Source organism: Klebsiella sp. K47 (assembly GCF_051858335.1).
GTDB classification, from domain to species: domain Bacteria; phylum Pseudomonadota; class Gammaproteobacteria; order Enterobacterales; family Enterobacteriaceae; genus Klebsiella; species Klebsiella pneumoniae.
The window spans coordinates 60,462-79,840 of sequence record NZ_JBPYUI010000013.1; the positions used below are offsets into that span (position 1 = coordinate 60,462).

General features: G+C 54.8%; 21 protein-coding genes and 1 tRNA gene. 11 read left to right on the forward strand and 11 right to left on the reverse strand.

Annotated elements, in window-relative coordinates; genetic code table 11:
* The 5 genes from RRF55_RS14345 (at position 1) to RRF55_RS14365 (ending at position 4,777) form a co-directional block, all read left to right on the forward strand.
* Positions 1-780 carry a PTS mannose/fructose/sorbose/N-acetylgalactosamine transporter subunit IIC gene (locus RRF55_RS14345; RefSeq protein WP_002887608.1) on the forward strand — a complete coding sequence of 260 codons (780 nt, stop codon included), beginning with the start codon at positions 1-3 and terminating at the stop codon, positions 778-780.
* Positions 758-1,609 (forward strand): PTS system mannose/fructose/sorbose family transporter subunit IID, encoded by an 852-nt coding sequence (locus RRF55_RS14350; RefSeq protein ID WP_023280846.1) that lies wholly within the window; start codon positions 758-760, stop codon positions 1,607-1,609. Before RRF55_RS14345 ends, RRF55_RS14350 begins: the two co-directional genes overlap by 23 nt.
* Positions 1,610-1,621: 12 nt before the next feature.
* On the forward strand, positions 1,622-2,683 hold the full coding sequence (locus RRF55_RS14355; RefSeq protein ID WP_004888694.1) for an SIS domain-containing protein: 1,062 nt from the start codon (positions 1,622-1,624) through the stop codon (positions 2,681-2,683).
* A gap of 17 nt (positions 2,684-2,700) precedes the next feature.
* Entirely contained in the window at positions 2,701-3,711 is a 1,011-nt protein-coding gene (locus tag RRF55_RS14360; RefSeq protein WP_004178531.1) for an SIS domain-containing protein, read from the forward strand.
* A 133-nt stretch (positions 3,712-3,844) separates the two neighbouring features.
* Complete coding sequence (locus RRF55_RS14365) at positions 3,845-4,777, forward strand: Rpn family recombination-promoting nuclease/putative transposase (RefSeq protein ID WP_020802805.1); 933 nt, start codon at positions 3,845-3,847, stop codon at positions 4,775-4,777.
* Between the two features lie 54 nt (positions 4,778-4,831).
* Here the strand turns inward: RRF55_RS14365 and opgB are convergent, their stop codons facing one another.
* The 6 genes from opgB to RRF55_RS14395 form a co-directional block, all read right to left on the reverse strand.
* On the reverse strand, positions 4,832-7,123 hold the full coding sequence (opgB, locus tag RRF55_RS14370; protein WP_023342556.1) for a phosphatidylglycerol--membrane-oligosaccharide glycerophosphotransferase: 2,292 nt from the start codon (positions 7,121-7,123) through the stop codon (positions 4,832-4,834).
* Between the two features lie 257 nt (positions 7,124-7,380).
* Positions 7,381-7,872, reverse strand: a complete 492-nt coding sequence (locus RRF55_RS14375) for a DUF2501 domain-containing protein (RefSeq protein ID WP_004177504.1) — start codon at positions 7,870-7,872, stop codon at positions 7,381-7,383.
* Between the two features lie 65 nt (positions 7,873-7,937).
* Positions 7,938-8,675 carry a DNA replication protein DnaC gene (gene dnaC / locus RRF55_RS14380; RefSeq protein ID WP_002887623.1) on the reverse strand — a complete coding sequence of 246 codons (738 nt, stop codon included), beginning with the start codon at positions 8,673-8,675 and terminating at the stop codon, positions 7,938-7,940.
* A gap of 2 nt (positions 8,676-8,677) precedes the next feature.
* Complete coding sequence (dnaT, locus tag RRF55_RS14385; protein WP_002887624.1) at positions 8,678-9,217, reverse strand: primosomal protein DnaT; 540 nt, start codon at positions 9,215-9,217, stop codon at positions 8,678-8,680.
* 102 nt (positions 9,218-9,319) lie between these two features.
* On the reverse strand, positions 9,320-9,793 hold the full coding sequence (locus RRF55_RS14390) for a threonine/serine exporter (protein WP_002887631.1): 474 nt from the start codon (positions 9,791-9,793) through the stop codon (positions 9,320-9,322).
* Positions 9,784-10,560 carry a threonine/serine ThrE exporter family protein gene (locus RRF55_RS14395; RefSeq protein ID WP_004146059.1) on the reverse strand — a complete coding sequence of 259 codons (777 nt, stop codon included), beginning with the start codon at positions 10,558-10,560 and terminating at the stop codon, positions 9,784-9,786. Before RRF55_RS14395 ends, RRF55_RS14390 begins: the two co-directional genes overlap by 10 nt.
* Before the next feature lie 279 nt (positions 10,561-10,839).
* Here RRF55_RS14395 and pobA point away from each other — a divergent pair, with 279 nt between their 5' ends.
* From pobA to bglJ, 4 genes are all read left to right on the forward strand, one after another.
* Positions 10,840-12,024 carry a 4-hydroxybenzoate 3-monooxygenase gene (pobA, locus tag RRF55_RS14400; RefSeq protein ID WP_004146953.1) on the forward strand — a complete coding sequence of 395 codons (1,185 nt, stop codon included), beginning with the start codon at positions 10,840-10,842 and terminating at the stop codon, positions 12,022-12,024.
* Between the two features lie 16 nt (positions 12,025-12,040).
* A complete protein-coding gene (locus RRF55_RS14405; protein WP_020805204.1) occupies positions 12,041-12,922 on the forward strand; it encodes a helix-turn-helix domain-containing protein in 882 nt (293 codons plus the stop codon).
* A gap of 265 nt (positions 12,923-13,187) precedes the next feature.
* Positions 13,188-13,910 (forward strand): helix-turn-helix transcriptional regulator, encoded by a 723-nt coding sequence (locus RRF55_RS14410; protein ID WP_002887645.1) that lies wholly within the window; start codon positions 13,188-13,190, stop codon positions 13,908-13,910.
* Positions 13,871-14,545: a DNA-binding transcriptional activator BglJ gene (gene bglJ, locus RRF55_RS14415; RefSeq protein WP_002887647.1), complete on the forward strand. Its 675-nt coding sequence runs from the start codon at positions 13,871-13,873 to the stop codon at positions 14,543-14,545. The genes RRF55_RS14410 and bglJ overlap by 40 nt, the downstream gene beginning before the upstream one ends.
* A 5-nt stretch (positions 14,546-14,550) precedes the next feature.
* Here bglJ and RRF55_RS14420 read toward each other — a convergent pair whose 3' ends face one another.
* On the reverse strand, positions 14,551-15,009 hold the full coding sequence (locus RRF55_RS14420) for a YbaK/EbsC family protein (RefSeq protein ID WP_004151383.1): 459 nt from the start codon (positions 15,007-15,009) through the stop codon (positions 14,551-14,553).
* Positions 15,010-15,347: 338 nt separating this feature from the next.
* On the opposite strand from RRF55_RS14420, the gene RRF55_RS14425 reads away from it, so the two are divergent.
* Entirely contained in the window at positions 15,348-16,691 is a 1,344-nt protein-coding gene (locus RRF55_RS14425) for a PTS cellobiose transporter subunit IIC (RefSeq protein ID WP_002887650.1), read from the forward strand.
* A 49-nt stretch (positions 16,692-16,740) separates the two neighbouring features.
* Here the strand turns inward: RRF55_RS14425 and fhuF are convergent, their stop codons facing one another.
* The 3 genes from fhuF to RRF55_RS14440 all read right to left on the reverse strand — a co-directional run bounded on the left by fhuF (position 16,741) and on the right by RRF55_RS14440 (position 18,876).
* A complete protein-coding gene (gene fhuF / locus RRF55_RS14430; RefSeq protein ID WP_002887652.1) occupies positions 16,741-17,529 on the reverse strand; it encodes a siderophore-iron reductase FhuF in 789 nt (262 codons plus the stop codon).
* A gap of 106 nt (positions 17,530-17,635) precedes the next feature.
* On the reverse strand, positions 17,636-18,682 hold the full coding sequence (locus RRF55_RS14435; protein ID WP_002887653.1) for a GGDEF domain-containing protein: 1,047 nt from the start codon (positions 18,680-18,682) through the stop codon (positions 17,636-17,638).
* Positions 18,683-18,705: 23 nt separating this feature from the next.
* Positions 18,706-18,876 carry a hypothetical protein gene (locus RRF55_RS14440; protein WP_004221147.1) on the reverse strand — a complete coding sequence of 57 codons (171 nt, stop codon included), beginning with the start codon at positions 18,874-18,876 and terminating at the stop codon, positions 18,706-18,708.
* Between the two features lie 70 nt (positions 18,877-18,946).
* Between RRF55_RS14440 and RRF55_RS14445 the strand changes: the two genes are divergently transcribed.
* Positions 18,947-19,186, forward strand: a complete 240-nt coding sequence (locus RRF55_RS14445) for a DUF1435 domain-containing protein (protein ID WP_002887654.1) — start codon at positions 18,947-18,949, stop codon at positions 19,184-19,186.
* 21 nt (positions 19,187-19,207) lie between these two features.
* Here the strand turns inward: RRF55_RS14445 and RRF55_RS14450 are convergent.
* Positions 19,208-19,294: transfer RNA gene (locus tag RRF55_RS14450), tRNA-Leu, on the reverse strand.
* Positions 19,295-19,379: the final 85 nt, after the last annotated feature.

Below are 19,379 nucleotides of genomic sequence, written 5' to 3' on the forward strand. Positions count from 1 at the left end.
ATGGTAGAGGCTCTCTTACTGGGTCTGGTGGCGTTTATCGCGCAATCGGAATATGCCTTAGGGACGTCGCTAATTTCACGGCCTATCGTCACCGGGCTGCTGACCGGGCTGGTGCTGGGGGATGTACAGACTGGCGTCATTATGGGCGCGACGCTGGAGCTGGCGTTTATCGGCTCTTTCTCCGTTGGCGCCTCGATCCCGCCCGACGTCGTGACCGGCGGTATTCTCGGCGTGGCGTTCGCCATTACCTCTGGCGCAGGCACAGAAACGGCGTTGTTGCTTGGCCTGCCTATCGCCACGCTGACTTTGATCCTGAAAAACATCTATCTGGGGATGTTCATTCCAATGCTTAGCCAGAAGGCGGACGGGTATGCGGAACGGGCGGATCTCCGCGGCATTGAGCGGATGCATTTGATTGCCGGATTCGGCCTGTCGCTGATGCTTGCCGCGGTGGTCACCGTCTCATTCCTGGTGGGCAGCAACGCGGTGAAATCCCTGCTCGATACGATCCCGGAATTCATCAAACATGGGCTCAGCGTCGCCACCGGCATCATCCCGGCCCTCGGCTTCGCGATGCTCGCCAGGCTGCTGATTAACAAGAAAGTGGCGCCGTATTTTTTCCTCGGTTTTGTGCTGATGGCCTATTTGAAAATCCCGGTGACCGGTATCGCCATTCTCGGCGCCATCGTGGCGGTGGTCATGGTTAACGTCACCGCATTGAATTCACCTCGTATCACGACAGAACAAGGAGTCAGCGATGACGACGAAGATGATTTCTGAAGAGGCCCTGCAGCCGCAGGCGCAGGAAGAAACCCGGATTACGCCGCGCGATTTACGCCGGGTGTTCTGGCGATCTTTCCAGATGGAGTTCTCGTGGAACTATGAGCGGCAGATGAATCTCGCCTTTGTTTACGCGTTGATCCCGGTGCTGAAGAAGCTCTATCCGCGCAGAGAGGAGCTGGCCGCAGCGCTGAAGCGGCATCTGGTTTTTTTCAATACCACGCCGCATATCGTCACCCTGCTGTTGGGGATCACCACGGCGATGGAAGAGAAAAACAGTCAGCAGAAAAACATGGATGCCACTGCGATTGATAACGTCAAAGCCTCACTGATGGGACCGTTAGCCGGGCTGGGTGACTCTTTCTTCTGGGGGACGCTGCGCCTCATCGCCACCGGGATCGGCACCAGCCTGGCGCTGAAGGGCAACATCCTCGGGCCGATCCTGTTTCTGCTGGTGTTTAACGTGCCGCACATTCTGGTGCGCTGGTGTTTTACCCGCTGGGGCTACGTACTGGGCACCGGGGTCCTGCAGCGGATCCAGAAGAGCGGAATGATGGAGAGCCTGACCTACGGGGCGTCGATTATCGGTCTGATGGTAGTCGGGGCGATGACCGCTTCAATGATCGATATCACCATTCCTCTCTCCTTCGGCGCCGGGGAGGCCAAAACCCAGGTACAGGACATTATCAACGACATTCTGCCCTGCATGCTGCCGTTGGTGAGTTTTGGCATCGTCTACTGGCTACTGGGACGGAAAGTTAAACCGCTCTCAATTATTGGCGGCATGGCGCTGGTGGGCATTCTGGGTTCGTGGATCGGATTGTTTTAACGGGAGTGAGCTATGCGACCAACAATGATGACATATATCAGTGAAGAGCCAGCCTGCCTGGCGCAGATCCTGCGCGACTACCGGCAAAAGCTGGCGCCGATTGAAACCTTCGCCCGCCAGCACCCGGTACGGCGGATATTATTGCTCGCGACCGGATCGTCGCTGAATGCCGCGCTGTGCGCGCGCTATTTCTTTGAGCAACGCTTCGGTGTGCTGCTTGACATTAAAGAGCCGTACAACTTCACCCATTACGACGCGATCGACCCGCATGCCGATCTGGTGGTGGCGATTTCACAGAGCGGAAAAAGCGCGTCGACGCTGGAGGCGATGCGTAAGGTACAGGCTTCCGGCAAGTCGGTTTTCGCCCTGACCTCAGATCCGCAAAGCCCGATAGGATGCGCCAGCGATGGCGTTCTGGATATTAATACCGGGATCGAGAGCGTAGGGTTTGTGACCCGCGGCTTTAGCGCGACGGTGCTCAACCTGTTGCTGATAGCGCTGATCATTGCTCGTAAGCAGGAGAAAGCCAGCGAGGTCGAGGAGCAGCACTATCTCGCTGAATTGCAGCGGCTGGTAGCGGCGATCCCGGAGGTTATCGTCCGTACCTCGCGCTTTATTGACCGCCATAGCGAAACGCTGCGCAGCGGCGAGCGCTTTGTCGCCACCGGCTACGGCGCGCTGGTTGGCGTGGCGAAGGAGTTCGAAACCAAATTTACCGAGACGGTGCGCGTGCCTTCCAGCGGCTTTGAGCTGGAAGCCTATATGCATGGCCCCTATCTGGAAGCCAATGCCCGCCATGTGATGCTGTTTATTGAAGATACGCCGGACGCGCGAACCCGGGCGCTGCGCGACTATCTGGCGCCGTCCATTGGCCGGGCCTTTACCCTGACGCTGGGTGACGAAGAGGATGCTCAAACGCTGGCGCTAAACTGTCCGTGCGAGCATCACCTGGCGCCTCTGCTGCTGATTGTCCCAGTGCAGATGCTCGCCTGGCATACCGCAGGACTGAAAGGCATCGATCTGGCTAAACGTATTTTCGACGATTTTGACCGCGTCTTAAAAAGTAAAATCTGAATATTCAGGAGAAAACTATGTTGGGTTTTAATCAGGACGAGTACCTGACCAGTGCTCGCGAGATCATCGCTGCGCGTAAACAGGCTGAAACCGTAGCCGACGATATTTATGACAGCGGCTGTAGCGCATTATTTTTTGCTTCGGTAGGTGGTTCCCTGGCGCCGATGATGGCAATTAATGAATTTGCCAAAGAATTAACCAGCGTGCCGGTATATCTTGAACAGGCCGCGGAGTTAATCCATCGCGGACATAAAAAATTAAATAAAGATGCGGTTGTCGTTACGTTATCTAAATCCGGCGATACCAAAGAGTCGGTCGCCATTGCCGAATGGTGCAAGGCACAGGGGATCCGCGTGGTGGCTATTACTCGTCACGCCGACTCGCCATTGGCTGCCGCCGCCAGCTGGCATATTCCGATGTGCCACAAAAATGGCGTGGAATATGAATATATGCTGCTGTACTGGTTATTCTTCCGCGTCATTTTTCGTCACGGCGAGTTTGCTGATTATGCGCGATTTGCCAGCCAGCTCGAGTTACTGCCGGAAAATCTCCTGCAGGCGAAACGCCAGTTCGATCCCCGAGCGGATAGCATTGCCGCGCAATACCATGACTGCGACTATATGATGTGGATTGGCGGCGCGGAAATGTGGGGCGAGGTCTATCTGTTCTCAATGTGTATTCTCGAAGAGATGCAGTGGAAGCGGACGAAGTCGGTGAGCTCCGCTGAATTTTTCCACGGCACCCTGGAGCTGCTGGAAAAAGAGGTTCCGCTGTTTCTGGTGAAAGGCGAGGGGAGATGCCGGGCGCTGGACGAACGCGTCGAGCGTTTTGCCGAAAAAATAACTGACCATCTGGTGGTTATCGATCCGCGCGACTATCCGCTGAACGGCATTGATGACGCGTTCCGCTGGATTATGGCGCCGTGCGTGGTGTCCACCCTGCTGGTGGACCGGCTGGCGGCCCACTTTGAACACCATACCGGCCACGACCTCAATATCCGCCGTTACTACCGGCAGTTTGATTACTAAGCCGTGTTGATGGCGGCCAGCCGGGCTGGCCGCCATGCTATTCTCCGAGGCGCTTCCCAGAAAATTGTCGTCAAACCCAACCGGGTAAAAACCGGTGATAGAGTCCGGCTTACCTTCTCTTTCAGGCAAGCGGATGGCCATGAAAAAACGGATGACCTCGACGCCGCACGATGCGGTCTTTAAGCGATTTCTTCGTCACCCGGAGACAGCGACTGATTTCCTCACCCTCTACCTTCCCGAAGCGATCCGTCAGCGGTGCGATTTCTCTACCCTGAGGCTGCAGTCGGCGAGCTTTATCGATGAGGATCTGCGCGCCTGGTATTCAGATGTCCTCTGGTCGGTGCAGACCACCTGCGGCACGGGGTATGTTTACGTGGTGATAGAGCACCAGAGCTCACCGGATAGCCATATGGCCTTTCGCCTGATGCGCTATGCGATTGCCGCAATGCAGCGCCACCTGGATGCCGGGCACAAAACGCTGCCGCTGGTGGTGCCGATGCTTTTTTATCACGGTGCAACCAGTCCGTATCCTTTTTCCCTCAACTGGCTGGATGAATTTGCCGACCCGCAGCTGGCGAAGACGCTGTATGGCTGTCCGTTTCCATTGATCGACGTGACGGTGATGCCGGACGATGACATCGTGCAACATCGGCGAGTCGCCTTGCTGGAGCTGATGCAAAAACATATTCGCCAGCGCGATCTCAGCGGCATAACGGAGTCGTTGGCGGCCGTTGTGATGCTGGGATACACTAACCGTCGGCAGTTGAGAATGCTGTTTCACTATATGCTGCAGTACGGTAATACGGCCGAGCCGGGCGTGTTTCTCCGCCGGCTGGCCCGCCGTCTGCCACAGTATGAGGAGACATTGATGTCTATCGCGCAAAAGCTTAAGCAGGAAGGTCGGGAAGAAGGCCGGGAAGAAGGGCACCTGGAGGGCTTGCAGGAAGGCAGCCGACGCGAGGCGCTGCGCATTGCCGGCAGTATGTTACAGAATGGCCTCGACAAAGAGATGGTACAGAAGATCACCGGACTGTCGGCTGATGAACTACAGCCGCTGTGTGGTTAACGTCCTGCCACGACAACCGCTGCCCGGCGCGAAAATCCGCCGGGCAGGATTGCGTTAGCCTTCGCTTTTCACCACTTTGATCTCCACCATGCCGATCCCCAACTGACGCGGGGAGTGGCCGAGGATATTGCCCTCGTTAGTGGTTTGCGGGTCCGGCGGGGTGATGATCAGCGTGTTGCTGCGCGTTGGGTTGTCAAAATGCAGCGTCGTGGTAGTCACGTCATTATCCAGAGTGAGCACTTGCTCACTTTCTCCAACTCGCACCGGAATTGGCTTATTGGCGTTTGGGCCATAAGCTTTGGCGGTGATCACCAGATCAAATTTCTCCGGCAGCGGCTCTTTATATTCAATCTTCACGTCGCTGCCCAACTGAGCATTGGACCACCGCCCCCACGACTCGGGACGCGAAATACCGCTGAACTGTTTAACCTCTTCCGGGGCGCCAGCGACGTTAAACACGAAGCTGTCGGCCTTATAGCGAATATCGTTGTCGACAATTTTCAGCGTATCGACGTTGCCCTTATAGCGCTCCATATCGATAAGGGTGTCCCTGAAGGCGGTCTTGCCTTGCCACTGCGGCTTATCAACGTGCTGGACCTTCTGCTCACCCCCCAGCTGTCCCTGCGAGACGCACCAGTCGGTCGAGAGCGCCAGCTCAGGCGACCACAGCTGGCCCATTTTATAGCAGCGATCGACCCACACGAAATTATCCCGTGGCGCGAAATCGGCCAGCTGGAAGCGCAGCGGCGCAGAGTATTCACTCTCTGGCAGCGGTTCTACGCGCTGGTCAGATACCCGCAGCAGCAGCGGCAGACGGAAATGGCTGCCGGAGAAAGCGATCATATTTTTCTGCGAGTCGATGGTGAAATTCTTCATTTCTTTGGGGAAATTCCACAGGCGGATCACGTCAGGCTTCCATGCCAGGACTTTCTCTTTCATATTCATGAAAATACCGGAGAGCGACTGGCCGGAGAGGCTGCTACGCCCGAGGCCGATATAGTTATCGCCGCCGAGAATATCCAGCACCGTCGCGCCGTTATCCATGGTGTTGCGTTTCACCGCCAGGGTCTCCTGCTGCGGTTTATCGCCGCGCAGGACGAAGAACAGATTGCTGCGATCGTGCTTGTTGAGATAATCCCAGGCGCTGTTCTTCATGGCCAGGTGATCGGAAGAGACCACGATGACCGTGTTTTTGAAATAGGGTGAGGCTTTAATCTTCTCTATCAGCGCGGCGATATGTTCCTGACTGCAGCTAACGGCGCTGAAAGAGAGGTTTTTCTTGCCGTCCACATCATAGCGTTTACGCTCGCAGGTGCGTGAGATAAAACCGTCGGGATGGTGGGTATCCACCGTCAGGGCGAAGAGCGAGAAGCGTTTCCCGGACTGCGACAGCTCTTCGAATTTTTTCCAGGTCTCGTCGAGTACGGTGTCGTCATAGAAGCCCCAGTCGTTGCGGTAGGTAGGATCCGCCACCGTAGTTTTTAGCTCTTCCGCCCCGTACAGATGATCGAAGCCGTGGGATTTAAGAAACACGTCTTTGCCGGCAAAGCGCAGGTTAGCCCCCTGCACAAAGTAATTCTCGTAACCGGAGTTCTTCAGAATATCGCCAAGGCAAATATTCTGTGGAAAGAAGCTGGAGACTGAGGCTGAGGCATTACCTTCGAACGGCGCGAACAGCGGAATGCCGCACTGTGAGGCGACCATGCCGGCGATAGTGTAATCGGTCCCCGGCAGCTGCATGGTATTGCTGAAATCAATGGCCTCAGCTTTAATTCTGCCAAGCTCAGGGGTGAGGTTGGGGAAGGCGTCGTTATCAAAATAGGTGCGCTCGAGACTTTCGCCATAGATATAGACCAGGTTCAGCTGCGGATTGTCGATTTGCTTCGACGGCTCTTTATAGTACGCGGCAAAGTCTGGATCGCCCTCGCGTGACTGGGATTTCACCAGCTCGCTGATCTGATGGAAGGCCGGGCTGGCATCAACGGAGGCCAGCGCCAGCAGTAGCGCCGCCAGGCTGTAACCGACGTGATGAGGATGATGCCGACGGCGGCGCAGCACCCAGCCGAGGGCGCCAAAGACGGCGACCAGTGCGACGGCCACGCCGACCCCCGGCAGTATATATTTGCCGATCCCGGCGCCGGTCAGGCTGTTGGTCAGAGTGTAGAGTACCGCGTCGTTGATGCCGTCGCCGGTGAAGTAGTCACTGGCGTAGAGGGTGATATTCAGCACCACGAACAGGCCTAACACCGTGAGCGTGGCGGCAAACCACCAGGTGTTACGACCCGCTTTCCAGGCATACAGCACCACCGAAGCTAAAAATAAGGCGATGGATAACAACTCTGACACAGCTCATCCTCATTAATGCCAGTTATCGGCTGGCAGAACAGATTACTTTTCAAGCCCCACTGTAATTGCAGCGCCATCTTGCTGCAATTCTAGCGTCATGAAAGTGTGCAGTTATTCAGAATTGGTTTAGAAGTTGCCTTTTTTGATCGGCATCGCATCGGGCGAAATGGGAAAACGGAACAGGAAAACTGCAAAAAAAAGCGTTTCAGGCCGCGGCGCCGCCGCGAAGGCAACAAATGCGGCCTTGTCAGTCAGGATCAGGAGAGGAAATTAACACCCTGTTTTAAGACCAGATCGCAGGCTTTGGTTTTTACCTGTTTCGCCAGCGAGCTATTGCCGAGCGTATTCAGGTCCAACTGCTGGCCGTTTTTGCTGTTGAGCAGCCCCTGCAGGCCATCCAGATAGCTGGTGTCCTGTTTTTGTTTTTCCGGCGTGCTAAGCCCCAGTTTATCCAGCACCTGATTTTTGACGTTATCGGCGCTGGTCACGGAGGCCAGCTTCTGTTTCGCGCAATATGACAGTATCCCGGCCGCATTATTCATGCTGCTGGCGGTCAGGGATTGGCTGCTGCCGTTGAGCAGGCTGGTTAGCGAAGAGACGGACATGCCGCCGCTGGCCTGGGCGTTACTGCCGCTGAGCTGGCTGGCAGCGCTGTTAAGGGAATCCTGCCAGGAGGCGGCGTGGGCGCCAGAGAGGGTAAACGCGCTAACGGCAAGCGCGGCAACAACGCTATTTTTAAACGATTTCATAGACGGACTCATAAGCGTGACTGAATAATCGCTTTAGTATAACGCCGTCGTCGCCCGGAAATCTCTTAATACTCCTTGCCTGTAACGCGGTGCCGGTAACTTTCCCAATTGAAGATAACCCACAGGCTGTTGCCGAGCCGCATACGGTCCATCACCCGCTCGCCGAGCAGTTTGTTCATCTCTTCCATATTGCTGTTGGTGAGCATCCCGGTAGGTCGTTTGGAGGATGAGCGCCGGTCAACTATCTGATTGATAATGACCTTTTCATAGCGAGACTCCGTCTGCATCCCAATTTCATCGATCACCAGCAGGTCGACCATGCTGAGGTCGTTAAGCAACTGTTCTTCGCTCGTTTCCCGGTTGCCGAAGGTATCTTTCATCGCCGACATAATATCGGCCACGGTGATGATTAAGACCGACTTCCCGCGCAGCAGCAGCTCGTTGCAAATGGCTGCCGCCAGGTGGTTTTTGCCAGTGCCCGGTTTACCGGAGAAGATAAAGCTGGCGATATTGCCATCGAACTCTTCCACGTACTGGCGCGCCCGGGCGAGCGCATTCATCTGCCCCTCGCACTCGACGCGATAGTTATCAAAGGAGCAGTTCTGATGCAGCGGGCGGATCCCCGAGCGGTTGAAGGTGCGCTGCATTTTCATCGCGCGATTCTCTCGCTCCAGCGCTTCGGAACGCAGCCGGCCTTGCTCTTTTTGCCAGGCCAGCAGCTCTTCGCCGGTTTTAAACGCCGGTTCAATATGTGCCGGCATCATTTTCTGCAGGCGTTTCATCAGGTCGCCAACGTTTTTCATGCTCATCCTCGGAAACCTCGCGGAATATGGCTGTCGGGTTCGCTAACGCTGTTCACATCGCGCTTCGGCTGTCCGCCGTTGCTGGCGCGGCTGATTTGCACGCTACGCGCCAGCTTCTGCTGCCACTGCACGTGGTGAAAGACTTTACCTTCCGCCTGCCAGTAAGCGACGAAAGCGGCCAGCTCTTCGGGGGTAACCGGCTGGCTCAGGGCAATGCCCCACAGCGCGGCCAGGCGCTGAAAATCGGCGTCAGGCTGCCATCCGGCGTACATAGCAAATTTGCCCATCGGCACCGCAACCGGCGCCGCGGCGGGCTCCTCGAAAAACTGCGGGTCAAGCGCGATGTCGCTGCCGGGGCGCGCCAGCCTGGCTTCCAGCTCCAGCAGTTGCGCCAGCCGCGCTGGCGTCAGCGCATAGAATGCCGGCGCGTTATTGGCAAAAACGGCAACGGTGCCGTCAGTCGATTTTGCCAGCAGCGCCGCGTGCTGCTGGAGGAACTCTTCCAGGCCGCTAAAATGGGAGGTTAAAATTCGCGAAGACATAACTCTATCTCAACTCTGAACTGCAAAGAGTGGGGTGATCTGCACATAGTAGCACAGAGGCCATCGCGGAAGGAGCGTCGCGGGTTAACCGCGACGTCGGGGTTAGACGCGAGGACGCTTACGATACAGCCACAGGCCGGGTATCGACAGGCCAATCGAAAGGGCGCCCACAATCGAAGAGGCCTTTAAAAAATTGCTCAGCAGCAAAATCATCATCTCTTCCGAATAGCCAAAATGACTGATTTTTACCGCGGAAATCATCGCCGTGTAGGCTGAGATGCCAGGAAACATCGGGATCACGGCGGCGACGGTAAAAATCTTCGGATGCGCCAGATACCAGCGCGACCATTGAATGCCAATGCTGCCCACCAGCAGAGCGGCGAGAAAGGTGGCCCATTCAATGTTAAAACCGGCGCTCATCATGATCATACGCGAGCCATGGCCAATCGCCCCCAGCAGCGCGCACCAGCGCAGAGCGCGCTGAGGGACATTAAAGACCATCGCAAACCCGACGGCGGGGATCGCCGCCAGCAGCATGTCTTCCGCCAGCGCAAAAATAAATGAGATTATGCCCATCCGCGCAGCCCCCATACGGTCATGGCCATCACCACGCCAATGCAGGTGGCTAGGGTTAGCAGGCTGGCGATCGCCCAGCGGGCGAGTCCGGTATTGATATGCCCTTTAAACATATCGGCGACGGCATTGATTAATGGAAAACCCGGGACCAGCAGCAGGACGCTGGCGGCCATGGCAATGGTCGGCGTGCTGGCAAACGCCGGGAGGCGCAGCAGCAGCCCGGAGATGGTGGTGGCGACAAAGGCGGTGATGCAGAAGTTGATCTGCGGATGCATGGAGCGATGGGTCAGCACCTGGCGAATGTACATGGCTACCGTGCTGGCGCAGAAGCTGACCAGCGCCCCATCCCAACCGCCGTTATTCAGTTTGCAGAAACAGGCGCAGGAAAGACCCACCATCAGCACCAGCAGCCAGCGCGGATAGCGCAGGGGAACGATCTGCGCAAAACGCTTCTCGACGTCGCGATAGTCCAGCAGCTTATGCTCGGCGAGGATCACAATGTGCTGCACTTCCGTCACCACATGCATATTAATGCCGCGATCGACATTTTTGCGCGTAGAGGTAAGACATTCGCCATTTTTAATGGTGGTCAGGACGATGGCATTCGAAGAGATGGCGCTTTCAACGCTGTCCATCCCCAACGCCAGCCCGAGACGTGTTGACAGTTCCTCCACCAGCGCACTCTCGGCGCCGTGCTGTAACAGAAAAAGACCACACTGGATGCATAAACGTGTGATTGCCCGCTGCTGTGTCCGATCAACCTGCATACTTCCTCTATTGTTCACGACGCCTGGTATCTGCCGATACTTTAACCTGAAGCGCAGTGGCGGCTGAGGGGGGTGGGATCAAATAATGTGCAAAAATTCCCAGTCTGCGGGGCGGCAGAATTTGAAGCATCCCACACTTTTGCCAGTTTGGTGAAAAGTGCAATTTTTGTCGCCATTCATCCCTTCTTTTTCCCCACTGACTTATCAAAAATGCAGAAAAGCACTTTTATTAAACAAAAATTATACAAATAATTAACCCTGCAAGAGTGAGACATCCCTATGAAGACACAGGTCGCGATTATTGGCGCGGGCCCCTCCGGGCTGCTGCTGGGGCAGTTGCTGCACAACGCCGGGATCCATACCGTGATCCTTGAGCGTCAAACGCCGCAGTATGTGCTGGGGCGCATCCGCGCGGGAATTCTGGAAAGCGGCACCGTCGATCTGCTACGCGAAGCGGGCGTGGCGCAGCGGATGGATGCCGAAGGCCTGGTGCATCATGGGGTGGAGTTTCTGTTTGACGGCCAGCGGGTGCCCGTCGCACTGAGCGAGCTAACCGACGGTAAGAGCGTAATGGTTTATGGCCAGACCGAAGTCACCCGCGATCTGATGGCTGCCCGGGCCGCCAGCGGCGCGCCGATCGTCTATGGCGTGAGCGAGGTGGCTATCCATGACGCCAAAAGCGACCGGCCGACGATCACCTACCTCAGCGAAGGGGAAACCTGCCGTCTGGAGTGCGATTTTATTGCCGGTTGCGACGGTTTCCACGGCGTATCGCGGCAAAGTATTCCAGCTGGCATTTTGCAGACCTACGAGAGCGTGTGGCCGTTTGGCTGGCTAGGCCTGCTGGCGGATACGCCGCCGGTCAATCCGGAGCTTATTTATGCGCACCATCAGCGGGGGTTTGTATTGTGCAGTCAACGCTCACTGACTCGCAGCCGCTATTATCTGCAGGTTCCGCTGAGCGATAAGGTTGAAGCATGGTCGGACGAGCGCTTCTGGCAGGAGCTGAAAAGCCGCTTGCCGGAGGAGCTGGCATCCAGGTTAGTGACTGGTCACTCACTTGAGAAGAGCATTGCCCCCCTGCGTAGCTTCGTCGTGGAGCCGATGCAATATGGGCGGTTGTTCCTGGTGGGGGATGCGGCGCATATCGTTCCGCCAACCGGGGCGAAAGGATTAAATCTGGCGGCATCGGACGTGAACTATCTGTGGCGGATTCTGCGCGAATACTACCATCGTGGCCGCAGCGATCTGCTGGCGGCCTACTCGCAACTGGCGCTGGATCGGGTCTGGAAAGGGGAACGCTTTAGCTGGTTTATGACCCGCCTGCTGCATGATTTTCCGGATCAGAACGCGTTCGACGCTAAAATGCAGGCCGCCGACCGCCGCTACTATCTGGGCTCGCGCGCCGGGCTGACCACTATCGCGGAAAACTACGTGGGCTTGCCCATGGAGCGTGTCGCCTGAATTAAGAGGAGTCATCATGCCGTTCGTTCAAAACGTGCCCGTATTTAAGCTGTATGGCGAAGAGTGCGGCTGGCCGACGCCGGACCTGCTGCACTGTGAGTCGATTTTACAGCGCAGCAGCCTGTATCAGTGGCATATTCGCGTCCATCAGCATGCGGAAATGGTCCAGCTTCTCTATCTGCATCAGGGGCGGGCGGAGATCGAAATTGAAGGCGCCACCGCGGTGATGACGGAGTCCTGCATCCAGGTGGTTCCCGCCCTCTGTATTCACGGGTTTAATTTTTCACCCGGGACGCAAGGGTTTGTGCTCTCTCTGGCGCTGCCGCTGCTGAGCCGGTTTGAAAATCAGTTCGGTCGCCCTCTGGATGTGCTTAGCGTGCCGCAGTGTGTGCCGGTGGGCCGTTCTCGCGGGCGCATGCATACGCTGTTTTCAGCGCTTCGCGAGGAGTACTGCGAAGAGCACGATGCGCGAGAAATGATGCTCTATTCGCTGCTGGGGACGCTGTTGGTCTGGCTGAACCGACAGTGCCATCCCGCGTCCCCCGCGGAAGATAAAGCGGAGCGGAAGCGCAGCATGATGCGCCACTTCGCCCGCCTTATCGAGAGCCACTACCGACAGCATCTCCCGTTGGCGGAGTATGCGAAGCTGATTGGACTGTCGGTTACGCACTTAAATTATTTATGTCGTGAGTTTTATGGCTGTAGCGCTCTTGGAGTATTGCATCAGCGGTTGATGCTTGAAGCGCGACGCAATCTGCAGTACACCCGCATGACGATTACACAACTCTCTGATTATTTGGGGTTTAGCGATGCAGCCTATTTTTCGCGTTTTTTCCGTCGCTATAGCGGTATGTCACCCAAAGCATTTAGAGAAACAATTAAAGATAATGCTTCATAATGTTCAGTACTGAAATTATTTTTGCTAAATAATGTTTTTATCTTTTCTAATTTATTAGCGCAGGAACGTCTGTGTTAATATTAATCGCAAGTATACACGGCAATAATATTTTACACGGTATGACCACGGTTCGGTCGTTACGTATATCGTGTGCGCAGGCCATGAATATGATTTTAATATTCATCCAGGAAATGATATGGCGATAAAGTCGCTCGCCGATCGTTTGCAGGCAAGCGAAGGAACTTCGACAGGAAGCGGAGGTGTTATGTTACCAGGACAAGGTAAGTTTGGCGTCGTTATTAGTAAAATTCCCGTCATGCAATCAGGGTTAAAGGTGATCTTCAATGAGAACCTCCCTGATTACGAACTGAGTTTTTGTCGTTCTCATGATGAGCTCACCCTTTTACAACTGCGGCGGGCGGTGCTGGTTGTCGCGGATATCTCCGGCGAGATTGCGCACCCCCGAGCCGTCTGCGAGCGTTATTACTCCCTCATGACCCAGTACCGTGATATTCACTGGGTTTTTATGGTCAGCGACAGCCTCTATCCGTTGGCCGTTGAGCTATTAATTCGTCCTGAAAGCTCGTTGATCTCCGAGAGCGAGCCGGTTAACCGGCTGATTGAGGTGATTTGCGCCGGTAGCCGTGCGGCTGAACAGATTAGCCGTACGCTGTTTGCCGGGGATGAGGACAGCGATTTCGCAAGCTACCACTCTGCGGCGATGCTCACTCTTTCAGAGCGTAAAGTTCTGCGCCTTCTGGCGAAGGGGTGGGGAATAAACCAGATCGCCGCGCTGTTGAAAAAGAGTAATAAGACGATCAGCGCGCAGAAAAACAGCGCAATGCGTCGCTTATCGCTACGCAGCAACGCTGAAATGTATGCCTGGATCAACAGCGCGCAGGGAATGCAAGAGCTGAATATCAATTCAGCTTACGGGGAGCAAATGGAATGGAAAAAAATAGTACAACCCGCCATGTCGCCATCGTAGAAAAATGCGTGATGACGGAAATGGCATGGCGCTATATCTTTAGTCGTGAAGATAATCGCCGTTATCATATTCATCTGTTTAAAAATGTCAGTATGCTCAGGGCGGCGGAAATACCGTTTCCCTGGTCAACCATTATTTTTTCTCTTTCGGGAAGTCGTTCTTCACGAGCCGAGAGTCTGCTCTTTGTTCATGAAATGGCGCGGTGCCGGCCGGAAGTCCAAACGATTATTCTGGCTAATAATGAAAGTGAAATGCACCTGATCGGCCATCTTATGCCGGCCTGTTTGCACGGCATACTGAATAAATCCGCGCCGCGACGCGGGCTACAGGAGCGTTTGCTGCAGCTACTGGACAATCATCATCTCAGCGGCAGCGAACAATTTTGCGACAGAGAGGCGTGCAACGATCCGCTAAGCCCGACGGAGCACGCCATCCTTCGGTATATGTCGTGGGGATATTCGCTTTCTGATATTGCGATACAGCTCAACCGGAATATTAAAACGATCCGCGCGCATAAGTTTAACGCCATGACCAAGCTCGGAGTTCGCTCAGACATTGGTTTATTAAACGCGGCGGATATCCTGTTGCATTTACCGCTCAATAGTACGACCAGCGCCGTTAAACAGGTAGCGTAATGCGGCTATAAACACACATCTACCCATGTTGCATCGGTGAGCTGCGCCATGCGTTCTGGTTCAATGCGAACCGCGCTATGGATGGCTCCCGCTGCGGGTAGTACTTCCTGATAATGTCTGAGAGAGACGTCGCAGTAGACTGCCAGCGGATTTTCCAGACCAAACGGGCAAACGCCGCCGACCGGATGACCGGTCCAGGTAACCACTTCATCGCTGCTTAGCATGCGTGCTTTCGCGCCAAAGGTCTCTTTCAGCTTTTTATTATCCAGCCGCGCATCGCCCCTGGCGACGATCAGTACAATCTTATCTTTGATCTTGAGCGACAGCGTTTTGGCAATTTGCCCCGGCTCAACGTTGTGTGCGGCAGCGGCAAGTGCGACGGTGGCGGTACTCTGATTTAACTCAATAATTTCGATATCGGGGGCGTGTTCGGCAAAAAACTGCCGTACAGACTGCAGACTCATTGGATTCTCCTGATTTAAGCCTGGTTAAATCTGTCACAAGCCTGGCGGAGTGTAAATATCAGCGCGGACAATCCAGATTCTTTCTATTTTGTCGATCTCCTTCACAATCGCCGTAACCGGTTACTGTAACCGGTTGCGGTTATCTGCATTGAGATGAATACTGGAACAGTCACTTCTCCTTTTATTTATAACAAAAGAGCCGTGTATGAATCGTTGCCTCAGGAGCAGTATAGCCGGTTGCACAATCCGCCAGTGGCCTGCTGCGTCAAAAAGCGGTCATCGTAACGGCAGGGTAATCGTTGTTGGGCCAGTATCAATAGCCTGTCAGGAGGGCTACTATGTCTGCTAACCATGCTGCGTTTAATTTGATATTTCGCTTTGTAGAAAATTACATAAGCCCCATAGCAGGGCGGATCTCGTCGCAGCGCCACGTCATGGCTATCCGTGACGGATTTATCTCAGCGATGCCGTTTATGATCGTCGGATCGTTCCTGTTAGTGTTTGCTTATCCACCGTTCTCACCGGATACCACCTGGGGTTTTGCCCGCGCCTGGCTGGATCTGGCGAAAGAGTTTGAGGGGCGTATTCTGACCCCCTTTGATATGACGATGGGGATCATGTCGATCTACATCTGCGCGGCAATCTCCTATAACCTCGGTAAGCATTACGAGAAATCCAATCAGCTCGATCCCTTTATGTGCGCAATGCTGTCGATCATGGCCTTTTTGCTGATTGCCGCGCCGAAAACCAATGGCACGCTGCCGGTGGATAGCCTCGGGGGGACCGGGATCTTTACCGCCATTCTGGTGGCGATCTACTGCGTGGAGATGATGCGTTTCTTGAAAGCGCACAACATTGGGATCCGCTTGCCGGACCAGGTTCCGCCGATGATCAAAAACTCGTTTGATCTGTTGATCCCGGTGCTGGTGGTCGTGCTGACGCTCTATCCGCTGAGCCTGTTTATCCAGCACCATTTTGACATGCTGATCCCGCAGGCCATTATGGCCATTTTCAAGCCGCTGGTTTCGGCAGCCGACTCTCTGCCGGCAATTCTGTTGGCGGTGCTGATCGGCCACCTGCTGTGGTTTGCCGGGATCCACGGTGCGGCGATCGTGTCCGGGATGCTGCAGATGTTCTGGCTGACTAACCTCGGTATGAACCAGCAGGCGCTGGCCCAGGGCGCGCCTCTGCCGCATATCTTTATGGAGGCGTTCTGGACCTTCTTTATCGTGGTCGGAGGTTCCGGGGCGACCATGGGACTGGTGTTCTGTTATCTGCGCAGCCGTTCAGCGCATTTGCGCTCCATTGGTCGTTTGAGCGTGGTGCCAAGCCTGTTCAATATCAACGAGCCGGTGATCTTTGGGACGCCTATCGTCATGAACCCAGTGTTCTTTATTCCGTTCCTGCTGGCGCCGATGGTGAACGCGGTGCTGGCCTGGGCGGCAATGAAGCTGGATCTGATTGGCCGCGTCATCTCCGTCGTACCATGGACGGCGCCAGCGCCAATTGGCGGCGCCTGGGCGTTGGGCTGGGATTTCCGGGCGGCGATTCTGGTCATTGTTCTGGCCTGCGTGTCGGCAATCATCTACTTCCCATTCTTTAAGGTATATGAGAAACAGCTGCTTGCTCAGGAAGCGGAAGAGGCCGAGCGGGCGGAGCAGGAGAGTCAACAGACCGCATAAATAGCAACGGGCGGTAAAGGCCGCCCGTTACTTTTCAGGTAAGTGGTAATTATTTAAGCGTACAGTCGCCGCACTGTTGGACATCCGGCAGGCGATAGCGCTGACAGCAGGTGCGTCGGACTAACTGCCCTTCACGCAGCATCACCGTTCGCCACAGCGGGTTATCCTGGCCATCGGCGAGTTGTTTTTCAAAAAAACAGTGCTGACGTAGCGCGGCAAGCCGCTCATCACCCAGCAGCGCGCGCATTTCCCCAAGATACCAGTTAATCAGATAGCCGGTATTGCTCCAGATAAGTTTGCTATTGATTTCGCCCGTCGCTGCCAGCGCCTCAACAACCGGCTGCAGGGTGCGCGTTACCAGGGCATCCATTCGCGCCTGCGGTGAAAGCCTCTCGATGTCGGCATCGCTATGCACATCAATCCAGAAGCAGGCCGCCCGGCCGCTTTCATGAAACTCGACATGGAAATGTTCTGGCGCCAGGCTGAGGCCTTGCGGTTCATTGAGCAGCGCCAGCATCAGCGGCGGCACCAGCAGACCGATATACCATTGCGCCCAGAGCGAGAGCAGAGGCTTCTGTTCCCGAGGCAGCGTCGGCTGATGACGATAGATATGATCGGACCAGGTGGCCAGCAGGGAGCGCAAGGCGATGGGTTGCGACCATTCGGCAAGCGTTAACGCGTGCCGTGGGGCGGGTTCGTCAAGTCGCAGGAAATCAAGCAGGTGTGGACGCAGGGTGGCGATTTTTTCCCGAATACTCTCCGCCAGGGCATGCTCAGCCGTCGGCAAAGGAGCCCGCCAGATAAGTTCATCGCTGAGAGGAAGGGAACGCCAGGCCATTCGATTTCCAGATACAAATCTAAATGATAATGATTACTGATATTAGTTGCTTGCAGGCGGCATGGCAAGGCTTTTATCGGCGCCGCGATGTCGCAGCGCGCGCAGGTCAACTGGCAAGAATAATGTTGCGGCCTTTATTTTTTGCCTCATAGAGTGCGCCGTCGGCGCGCGCCAGCGCTTGTTCAATGTTGTCATTAATGAGCGGCGTCAGGCCAATACTGATGGTGACGTTGGTGGCGACGCTTTCATTAAACATATGCGGGATCTTCAGGTCATAGACCCGCTGACGTATACGTTCGGCTGTCTTCCAGGCCGTTTCTTCGCTGCTATTGGTCAGCAGCACCATAAACTCCTCTCCACCAAAGCGGGCGACAATATCGCGTGAGCGTACAGCGTTGCGAATGGCAGCAGAGACGCGAATAAGCGCCTGGTCACCCATCATATGACCATAGTGATCGTTATAGGCCTTGAAGTGATCGATATCGAGGAGCAGCACGTAGTGGTTGTCGCCGTCCAGCGCCAGCAGGGTATCGAGGCGGTTCTGCAGTCCGCGGCGATTATACAAACCGGTCAGGGGATCGAGCATACTGAGATCGTTGAGCGTATTGCGTTCATGCATCAGTTTATCCATTAAACCCTGCGTAAAGGCATCGCTGCGCTTCTGGATAATATTTTGCAGGGTAATACCGGCTATAGGCAGCATAAAGCAGTAAGTCATACGCAACCATTGTTCCCCCTCCGCCATTATCAGGCAGGCAAGGAAAGTTGGTAAAGAGTGGAGGGTAAAGGCAGTGATATTATTGGAAAAAGCGATGGTGCCGATAAACAGAATGCTTAATAGGGCGATCACCAGATAGTTAAAATGCGGCGGTGTCAATAGCATCGCTTTTGTCACTACGTGCCATGCCCATAGCATGCCAAATAACAACGAGATAGTGGGAATATTTATTTTCGATTGCGGCCATTTCCAGTGCCAGAGCAGCAGCAGCCCGCTGCAGACGACGATCAGGGCGCAGGGCAGCGTAAAACGAACTACCGTAAATAGGGGGGTTACCAGCGACAGCGAGGAAGAAATGAAATTAAGCAGTAAAAAAAGCCGTAAGGAATATTGATATTTTTGTGCGTAGTGTGCTCGCCAGGTTTGTGCAGTCATATCGGAAGAATCATTATTAGTCGTTAAATTTCAAAATGATGAAAGCCAAAAATGAAGAGTCTGATAACAATGTGCAAAAAAAGGTTATTTGCAAAATAAGCAAAATATTTAATATATATCGATAATCCGCTTAATTTATCACCTTCATGAATGTATGTCATTACCGCGAACGTAAAGAAAAAGGGGCAGAGCACGTCGCAAATGACAAATGATAAAGATTATCATATGATATTGGTTATCATTATCGTTGTGAGAGGTGAAACCATGCTGCAGCGAGCATTAGGAAGCGGCTGGGGAGTGATGATTCCCGGCGCGCTAATTGTCGCTCTCGGGTATGCCGGAGTGTCGGCTGACGTATGGCGGGTACTGGTCGCGGTGGGCATGCTGATGTCCGCGGCGATGATCTGGCATCGTCAATTGCGCCATTTTATCCTGCTGCCATCGTGTGTCGCGTTGATCGGCGGAATAATGCTGATGATTGTGGATATTAAACTGAGAGGATAATGCCGGGAGAGGGAAGAATATTGGTGCGAGGGGGGGGACTTGAACCCCCACGTCCGTAAGGACACTAACACCTGAAGCTAGCGCGTCTACCAATTCCGCCACCTTCGCACAGTATTCTTTCTTTGGGATATTGCCTCGTTGGTGCGAGGGGGGGGACTTGAACCCCCACGTCCGTAAGGACACTAACACCTGA

Coding starts and splice junctions, on each gene's coding strand:
- RRF55_RS14345 (WP_002887608.1), top strand. CDS start 1: ATGGTAGAGGCTCTCTTACTGGGTCTGGTGGCGTTTATCGCGCAATCG.
- RRF55_RS14350 (WP_023280846.1), top strand. CDS start 758: ATGACGACGAAGATGATTTCTGAAGAGGCCCTGCAGCCGCAGGCGCAG.
- RRF55_RS14355 (WP_004888694.1), top strand. CDS start 1,622: ATGCGACCAACAATGATGACATATATCAGTGAAGAGCCAGCCTGCCTG.
- RRF55_RS14360 (WP_004178531.1), top strand. CDS start 2,701: ATGTTGGGTTTTAATCAGGACGAGTACCTGACCAGTGCTCGCGAGATC.
- RRF55_RS14365 (WP_020802805.1), top strand. CDS start 3,845: ATGGCCATGAAAAAACGGATGACCTCGACGCCGCACGATGCGGTCTTT.
- RRF55_RS14375 (WP_004177504.1), bottom strand. CDS start 7,872: ATGAAATCGTTTAAAAATAGCGTTGTTGCCGCGCTTGCCGTTAGCGCG.
- dnaC (WP_002887623.1), bottom strand. CDS start 8,675: ATGAAAAACGTTGGCGACCTGATGAAACGCCTGCAGAAAATGATGCCG.
- dnaT (WP_002887624.1), bottom strand. CDS start 9,217: ATGTCTTCGCGAATTTTAACCTCCCATTTTAGCGGCCTGGAAGAGTTC.
- RRF55_RS14390 (WP_002887631.1), bottom strand. CDS start 9,793: ATGGGCATAATCTCATTTATTTTTGCGCTGGCGGAAGACATGCTGCTG.
- RRF55_RS14395 (WP_004146059.1), bottom strand. CDS start 10,560: ATGCAGGTTGATCGGACACAGCAGCGGGCAATCACACGTTTATGCATC.
- pobA (WP_004146953.1), top strand. CDS start 10,840: ATGAAGACACAGGTCGCGATTATTGGCGCGGGCCCCTCCGGGCTGCTG.
- RRF55_RS14405 (WP_020805204.1), top strand. CDS start 12,041: ATGCCGTTCGTTCAAAACGTGCCCGTATTTAAGCTGTATGGCGAAGAG.
- RRF55_RS14410 (WP_002887645.1), top strand. CDS start 13,188: ATGTTACCAGGACAAGGTAAGTTTGGCGTCGTTATTAGTAAAATTCCC.
- bglJ (WP_002887647.1), top strand. CDS start 13,871: ATGGAAAAAAATAGTACAACCCGCCATGTCGCCATCGTAGAAAAATGC.
- RRF55_RS14420 (WP_004151383.1), bottom strand. CDS start 15,009: ATGAGTCTGCAGTCTGTACGGCAGTTTTTTGCCGAACACGCCCCCGAT.
- RRF55_RS14425 (WP_002887650.1), top strand. CDS start 15,348: ATGTCTGCTAACCATGCTGCGTTTAATTTGATATTTCGCTTTGTAGAA.
- fhuF (WP_002887652.1), bottom strand. CDS start 17,529: ATGGCCTGGCGTTCCCTTCCTCTCAGCGATGAACTTATCTGGCGGGCT.
- RRF55_RS14435 (WP_002887653.1), bottom strand. CDS start 18,682: ATGACTGCACAAACCTGGCGAGCACACTACGCACAAAAATATCAATAT.
- RRF55_RS14445 (WP_002887654.1), top strand. CDS start 18,947: ATGCTGCAGCGAGCATTAGGAAGCGGCTGGGGAGTGATGATTCCCGGC.